The organism is Pseudomonas sp. AMR01, assembly GCF_041946035.1.
GTDB classification, from domain to species: domain Bacteria; phylum Pseudomonadota; class Gammaproteobacteria; order Pseudomonadales; family Pseudomonadaceae; genus Aquipseudomonas; species Aquipseudomonas antarctica_B.
In genome coordinates this window covers 20,941-28,167 of record NZ_JAUTYR010000053.1, presented here as the reverse complement: position 1 = coordinate 28,167, position 7,227 = coordinate 20,941, and the positions used below count along the sequence as shown (strand labels likewise).

Here is a 7,227-nt window from a genome sequence, read left to right as displayed (position 1 = left end):
CCCCCGCCCGCCGCAACCCCCCCCCAACCCCCCCCCCCCCCCCCCCCCCCCCCCCCCCCCCCCCCGCTCCCACAGTTTTGACCGAGTAAGACTTCAATATCCCCACACACTGTTGAGCTTCTCTGTGGGAGCTGGCTTGCCTGCGATGCAGCCGCCTCGGTCCAACAGGCAAAACCAGTAGATGCCATCCCAGGCAAGTCAGCTCCCACACGCGGAGCTTTAAGGGTACCGTTTGCTTTTGGCTGGGCCGTTAGCGCTGCAACGGATGGACACGCCGTGCTTGGAGCCACTCTTCACGCGTCATCTCCCAAATATCCCGCGCAAAAACCCCTCCCACAAACCGGCCCTCGTCACTCTTGATCAATCGCATTCCCGTACGCTCGGAGATTCGCCGCGAGCCAAGGTTCGGTGCAGCTTTGGGCGCCCGCAGTACGTCCCGCCCGAGCACTTCGAACCAATAGTGCGTCACCGCTGCACTGGCCTCGGTCATCAGCCCTTGCCCCTGCCACTGCGGCCCCAGCCAAAACCCGCGATTATCATCCACCGAGTCCATCAGGCTGACGCTACCAATCAACAAGTCGGGTGCGCTTTTGAGCCGGATCGACCAGTGCCACTCATCACCGCGTGCCATGGCCGGTAAGGCCACGTGCTCCAGATAACAACGCGCGCCGTCCGCCGGGTAGGGCCAGGGCACTTGGTCGTTGAGGTAACGCACCACGTCCCAGTGAGGAAATTGCTGTTGGATTCCCTCGGCGTCATCAAGGATGAGGGGGCGCAGAATCAGGCGTTCGGTGAATAATATGGGTTGCACAGCACTCACCACGTCGCCGTATTCGGCAAATTCAGCGTGCCGCGATCTACAAAGCGCAGGGTGCCAAACAGCCCGCCCGCGAGTTTGCCGCGCAGTGTGTAGGGCAGGTTATTCAAGCTCTGGGTCTGGCTCAGGCCCAGGGTCTGGCGCAACACCGAAAACGCCGAAACACTGACCGGCACTGTGATCACCGCTTCGGAAAAGCGCGGGATGGACCCTGCCTGATCACTGACGCCAGACGCCAATGGGCGGCCATTGACCTCCAGGTCCAGCGCCACGCCGCTGTAGTCGATCGCCGTTTCATTGGGGTTCTGCACCCGCAACTTCACGCCAAAACGCACTTCAAGGTCCTGGCTTTGCAACGGTTCGATGCCGACCACGTTGATATTCAACGGGTCGCGATTGGGGAACAGCGCACAGGCGCTCAAGGTCAGCAGCAGTAACGATAGAACCATGAGCTTGCGCATTGAAAGTTGCTCCTATTTCGTGACGTCCGGGTCCTGCATGACTTTGAGGGTAGAGGACTCCGGATCAAATTCATCTTCTTCCAGCTCTATGAACTCTTCCGGCAGGAAAATGTTCAGCAGGATTGCACAGAAGGCGCCCACGGTAATCGGCGATTCGAAGATGTTGTGTAACGCTTTGGGTAAATCGCGCAACACTTCCGGTACCGCCGCCACGCCCAGGCCCATCCCCAGGGAGATCGCCACAATCAGTACGTTGCGCCGATGCAGCCCGGCTTCGGCAAGTATCTTGATGCCCGCCACCGCCACGGTGCCGAACATGATCAGGGTGGCGCCGCCCAATACCGGCTTGGGCATCAGTTGCAGCACCGCGCCGATCATTGGGAACAACCCCAGCAGCACCAGCAGGCCGGCAATAAAGTACGCCACGTAGCGGCTGGCCACGCCGGTCAACTGGATCACCCCGTTGTTCTGGGCGAAGGTGACCATCGGCAAGCTGTTGAAGGTGGCGGCCATGGCCGAGTTGAGGCCGTCGGCGAGCAGGCCGGACTTGATGCGTTTGATGTACAGCGGGCCCTTGACCGGCTGTTGGGAGATCATCGAGTTGGCGGTCAGGTCGCCGGCCGCTTCCAGGGGAGAAATCAGGAAGATCACCGCCACCGGGATAAACGCCACCCAGTCGAACGAGAAACCGTACTTGAAGGGCACCGGCACGCTGATCAGCGGAACCTGGGGCAGGGCGGCCAAATCCACGCGACCCATGAACCACGCCACGACGAAACCCAGGGTCAGGCCGATTACGATCGAACCCAGGCGCAGGAACGGGTTGCTGAAGCGGTTGAGGACCACGATGGTCAGCAGCACCAGCGCGGCCAGCCCCATGTTGCTGGCCGCGCCGAGGTCGCTGGCGCCAAAGCCACCGGCCATGTCGGTGACTGCCACTTTGATCAGCGACAAACCCATCAGGGTAATAATGGTGCCGGTTACCACCGGGGTGATCAGCTTGCGCAGTTTGCCGATGAACTGGCTGAGTACCACTTCAATGAAGGCGGCAAAAAAGCAGATGCCGAAGATCGTCGACAGGATTTCATCCGTGCCGCCACCCCGCGCCTTGACCATGAAACCAGCGCTGAGAATCACGCTGATAAACGAAAAACTGGTGCCTTGCAGGCACAGCAGGCCTGAACCGATGGGGCCGAATGTGCGCGCCTGCACAAAGGTGCCCAGCCCCGACACGAACAACGCCATGCTCACCAGGTACGGCACTTCGCTTTCCAGGCCCAGTACGCCACCGACGATCAAAGTGGGAGTGATGATGCCGACGAAACTTGCCAGCACGTGTTGCAGTGCCGCGAAGATCGCTGCCGTGAAGTGCGGGCGGTCTTCCAGGCCATAGATTAGGTCGGATTTATAGCGCGGGCGGGGGGCTTGAGCGTCAGACAAAATGCGGGCTCGGGTCAGAAAAGGGAGGCGCAGGATGCCAGAAACGGACAGTCGTCAGAAGTGTAAAAAAATATTTATAAACACCCTGAGCAAATCACCAAGAGCAGCCGATAGCTTTAATAGGCCCACCTTACAATTCCAACAGTGGTGTCCAAGGTCGGAGCAGCGCGTTGACGCTGACTGATCGTTTCGCGGCAGGGATGCTCGCAAACACAACTTCTGAGAGCACCCTCTATGTCCCTCCGTCATTTGAACATTGCCCCTCGCGCGTTTCTCGGTTTCGCCTTCATTGCGGTGTTAGTGGTGTTACTGGGGGTGTTTGCGGTCAGCCGCATGACGCAGATTCGTCAGTCCTCGATGGATATGAGCGCCACCCAACTGCCGAGCGTCACCTTCCTGGGCAACATCACCGAAAACGTGCTGCGCCTGCGCATCCTGTCATTTCGGATACTGGTCAACCGCGAACCGGCCAGTCTGCAGGAAGCGGAAACCCGCATTGGCGTGCTGGTTGACAAGGTCAAAGCCGCCCAGGCCGGTTACTCGGCAACGCCCGCCGGTACCGAGGAAGCGGCGCTGTACAAAATCTTCGTCAATACCCTGGACACCTACTTCCAGGCGCAGGCTGAGATGCTGGCCCTGTCCAAGCAGGGCAAGGTTGATGAGATGCGCACCCTGATCAACACGCGCATCAAGGAGGGCACCGACCAGATGGGTGAGCAGCTCAATAAGCTGATCGCTATCAACGTCGCCGACGCCAAGCAGGCTGATACCGACGCCGGGGCGAGCTACCAGGGCGCCATTACCGGTGTGATTATTTTCTCGGTCGTCGCCGCTTTGCTTACCGTGCTGCTGGCCTGGCTGCTGACCCGCAGCATTGTCACGCCGTTGCGCAAAGCCGTGGAAGTGGCCGAAACCATCGCCGCTGGCAACCTCAGCAAAACCATTGAAGATGACGGTAAAGACGAACCCGCGCGTTTGCTCGGCGCCCTGGCCGCAATGCAAGGCAACCTGCGCCAGACCATTCAGCACATTGCCGGCTCGGCCACGCAACTGGCCTCGGCCGCTGAAGAGTTGAGCGCCGTCACGGAGGAAGCCTCCAAAGGCTTGCAGCAACAGAACAACGAAATCGACCAGGCTGCCACCGCCGTCAATGAAATGACCGCCGCGGTGGAGGAGGTCGCGCGCAATGCAGTGTCCACCTCCGAAGCGTCCAGCGAGTCCAACAAGGCCGCGCGGGAAGGGCGCGACCGTGTGGTGGAAACCGTCGGCGCGATCCAGACCATGACGCAGGATGTGCAGAACACGTCCGTCCTGATTGAGGGCCTGGCGTCTCAAGGCCGTGACATTGGCAAAGTGCTCGACGTAATCCGCGCGATTGCCGAACAAACCAACCTGCTGGCGCTTAACGCGGCCATCGAAGCGGCGCGCGCCGGTGAAGCCGGGCGCGGCTTTGCGGTGGTGGCAGACGAAGTACGGGCACTGGCCCATCGCACTGCGCAATCGACTCAAGAGATCGAAAAAATGGTCGCCGGCATCCAGAACGGCACCGGTGAAGCGGTGCAGTCGATGCAGCAGAGCAATCAGCGCACACACACCACCCTGGAAATGGCCCGCGCCGCCGGTGTTGCGCTGGAGCAGATCACCCAGTCCATCAGCCTGATCAACGAGCGCAACCTGGTCATCGCCAGCGCGTCGGAGGAGCAAGCCCAAGTGTCCCGTGAAGTGGACCGCAACCTGGTGAATATCCGCGACCTGGCAACCCAGTCGGCAGCGGGTGCCAACCAGACCAGCGCCGCCAGCCATGAACTGTCGCGCCTGGCGGTGGATTTGAACGCGATGGTGGCGAGGTTTGTGATCTAACCCAATCTGAAACGCAAACAAAAAGTGGGAGCAGGCTTGCCGGCGATGACCATAGGTACCTACACAATCTTGAGAGGCTGTCGAAACTCCCCGTGGCGAGCGGGCTTGTCGAATCGTCGCACCGCCCTCGTTGGGCTGCGCAGCAGCCCCAGTAAGAAGCATGCAATTCTTCGGACACACCGTGGAGACTGGTTTTGGGGCTGCTGCGCAGCCCAACGCGGGACAAGCCCGCTCGCCACAACGGCCCTGTCTACACGGGGTAAACCAACATTATGTAGATACCTAAGCTGCGATAGCGGTTGATCGGTCAACTGACAAATTGCCATCGCAAGCCAGCTCCCACATGGTTTTTGAGGCGTGCCAGAGCTTATTTCTTCCAGGCCGCTGGGTTGACCAGGTTCTTTGGCTTTTCCCCGGCCAGGGCTTGCAGCAAATTATCCACCGCGCACTTGGCCATCGCTTCGCGTGTCTCGTGGGTCGCCGAGCCAATGTGCGGCGTGGCCACTACGTTGTTCAAGCGCAACAACGCTGAATCGTGATTCAACGGTTCGCGCTCAAACACATCCAGCCCCGCCGCACGGATGGTGCGTTGCTGCAAGGCCTCGACCAACGCGGCCTCGTCCACCACCTTGCCTCGCGAGATATTGATAAAGATCGTCTCCGGGCCCATCAGCGCGAATTCTTCAGCACCGATCAATTTTTCGGTTTCGGCGGTCAGCGGCAGTGTCAGGCAGACAAAATCGGCTTCCTTGAGCAACGCCTCCAGGCTGCGGTAACCGGCACCAAAGCGTTGCTCAACCTGAGGTTTGGGTGAATGGCTGTGGTAGATCACCGGCATGCCAAAACCAAAGTGCCCGCGCTGGGCCAACGCTTCGCCGATGCGGCCCATGCCGATGATGCCCAGGGTTTTGCCGTGCACGTCGGTGCCGAAATGCGCCGGGCCAATGTTTTTATTCCACTGGCCGGCCCGCACCATGTCCGCCAACTCCACCACACGCCGGGCGGTGGCGAGAATCAGCGCGAAACCGGTGTCGGCGGTGGTTTCGGTGAGCACGTCGGGCGTGTTGCTGAGCAAAATGCCGCGCCCGGTCAGGTAGTCAATGTCGTAGTTGTCGACCCCCACCGAAACGCTGGCCACGGCTTCCAGTGCAGGCGCCAACTCCAGCAGCGTGGCATCCAGGCGCAGGCTGGCACCGAGCAGGCCGTGGGCGGTAGGCAGGGCATCGCGCAGTTTGGCCAGGCCTGTTTCGTCGAGGGCTTCGATAAAGGTGACCTCGGCTTGCTCATGCAGGCGGGCCATCAAGGGTGCGGAAAGTTTCTTGTATAAAACGACCGATTTTTTCATGAGTGTCTCGCCTTCAATTCAAGGGTGTGCAGCGGCGCGCGTTCGCGATCGCTGGCGCCGGGCTTGAGGAAAATCGTCAGCACCACGGCCAGCATCAGCGCGCCGCTCATCAGCAGGTACGAGGCGCCGGGCGAGCCGGTGCTGCTATTGAGGTAGCCCACCAGGTACGAACCGCCAAACGACCCGAGGGCGCCCATGCTGTTGATCAGTGCCATGGCGCCGCCGGCGACGTTGGCCGGCAGGATCTCCGGCACAATCGCAAAAAACGGCCCGTAAGGCGCATACATGCACGCCCCGGCAATCACCAACAGGGTGTAGGACCACCAGAAATGTTCGGCGCCCAGCACGTAGGACGCGTAGAAGGCGATGGAGGCGATCAGCAGCGGCGGCCACACAAAACGTTTACGTTTTTGCAGCTTGTCCGAACCCCACGACACCACCAGCATGCCGATCACCGCCGCCAGGTACGGCAGCGCCGAGAGCCAGCCGGCCTCGACCATGTCCATTTGCAAACCGGCCTTGAGGATCGATGGCAGCCACAGCACAAAGCCGTACACGCCGATGCTCCAGCAAAAAAACTGCAGCGCGAGGATGATCACTTTGGGTGAGCGAAAGGCTTCGGCGTAGTTTTTTACCGCCTTGATCCCGACTTGTTCAGCGGCCAGCGCGCTTTCCAGGTCGCGTTTTTCACTGTCGCTGAGCCACTTGGCATTGGCGGGTTTCTCATCCGCCAGCTTCCACCAGATAAACGCCCAGAGCACCGCCGGCAAGCCTTCGATGATGAACATCCAGCGCCAGCTGAAATGCTGCACCAGATAGCCCGACACCACAGACATCCACAGCATGGTCACCGGGTTGCCGAGGATCAGGAAGGTGTTGGCGCGTGAGCGTTCGGCGCGGGTGAACCAGTGGCACAGGTACACCAGCATCGCCGGCATCACGGCGGCTTCGACAACGCCGAGCATGAAGCGAATCGCGATCAGCATGTAGGCGTTGGACACCACGTCGGTCAGGGTGGCCAGGGCGCCCCACAGGATCAAGCTGACGAAAATCAGCTTTTTGACGCTGCGCTTCTGCGCGTAAATCGCCCCCGGCACCTGGAAGAAAAAGTAGCCGAGGAAAAACAGCGCGCCCAGCAGTGACGACATGCCGGGGGTAATCATCAGGTCTTCGGCCATCCCGGAGGCGGCGGCAAACCCATAGTTGGCGCGGTCCAGGTAAGCCAGGCTATAGGTGATAAACACGATGGGCATGATGTACCACCAACGGCGGGTGGCGAGTTTCAGCGTATCCATGGGGTTGCT

Annotated in this window: 6 protein-coding genes; 1 reads left to right on the top strand and 5 read right to left on the bottom strand. The window is 60.4% G+C overall.

Features of this window, described 5'->3' with window-relative positions:
• Window positions 1-250 precede the first annotated feature (250 nt).
• From Q7C20_RS25245 to Q7C20_RS25235, 3 genes are read right to left on the bottom strand one after another with little or no spacing between them, the layout of a single operon-like run.
• Window positions 251-811, bottom strand: coding sequence for a GNAT family N-acetyltransferase (locus Q7C20_RS25245; RefSeq protein ID WP_375070979.1), 561 nt, complete (start codon window positions 809-811; stop codon window positions 251-253).
• A gap of 5 nt (window positions 812-816) precedes the next feature.
• Window positions 817-1,278 (bottom strand): LEA type 2 family protein, encoded by a 462-nt coding sequence (locus Q7C20_RS25240; protein ID WP_348061822.1) that lies wholly within the window; start codon window positions 1,276-1,278, stop codon window positions 817-819.
• A gap of 12 nt (window positions 1,279-1,290) precedes the next feature.
• Window positions 1,291-2,718 (bottom strand): nucleobase:cation symporter-2 family protein, encoded by a 1,428-nt coding sequence (locus Q7C20_RS25235; protein ID WP_375070978.1) that lies wholly within the window; start codon window positions 2,716-2,718, stop codon window positions 1,291-1,293.
• A gap of 234 nt (window positions 2,719-2,952) precedes the next feature.
• Between Q7C20_RS25235 and Q7C20_RS25230 the strand changes: the two genes are divergently transcribed.
• On the top strand, window positions 2,953-4,578 hold the full coding sequence (locus tag Q7C20_RS25230; protein WP_375070977.1) for a methyl-accepting chemotaxis protein: 1,626 nt from the start codon (window positions 2,953-2,955) through the stop codon (window positions 4,576-4,578).
• A gap of 367 nt (window positions 4,579-4,945) precedes the next feature.
• Here the strand turns inward: Q7C20_RS25230 and Q7C20_RS25225 are convergent, their stop codons facing one another.
• Window positions 4,946-5,923, bottom strand: coding sequence for an NAD(P)-dependent oxidoreductase (locus tag Q7C20_RS25225; protein ID WP_375070976.1), 978 nt, complete (start codon window positions 5,921-5,923; stop codon window positions 4,946-4,948).
• The gene (locus tag Q7C20_RS25220; protein ID WP_375070975.1) at window positions 5,920-7,218 is read right to left on the bottom strand and encodes an MFS transporter; all 1,299 of its coding nucleotides are present in this window, start codon (window positions 7,216-7,218) and stop codon (window positions 5,920-5,922) included. Before Q7C20_RS25220 ends, Q7C20_RS25225 begins: the two co-directional genes overlap by 4 nt.
• Between the last annotated feature and the right edge of the window lie 9 nt (window positions 7,219-7,227).

Coding starts and splice junctions, on each gene's coding strand:
- Q7C20_RS25230 (WP_375070977.1), top strand. CDS start 2,953: ATGTCCCTCCGTCATTTGAACATTGCCCCTCGCGCGTTTCTCGGTTTC.
- Q7C20_RS25225 (WP_375070976.1), bottom strand. CDS start 5,923: ATGAAAAAATCGGTCGTTTTATACAAGAAACTTTCCGCACCCTTGATG.
- Q7C20_RS25240 (WP_348061822.1), bottom strand. CDS start 1,278: ATGCGCAAGCTCATGGTTCTATCGTTACTGCTGCTGACCTTGAGCGCC.
- Q7C20_RS25220 (WP_375070975.1), bottom strand. CDS start 7,218: ATGGATACGCTGAAACTCGCCACCCGCCGTTGGTGGTACATCATGCCC.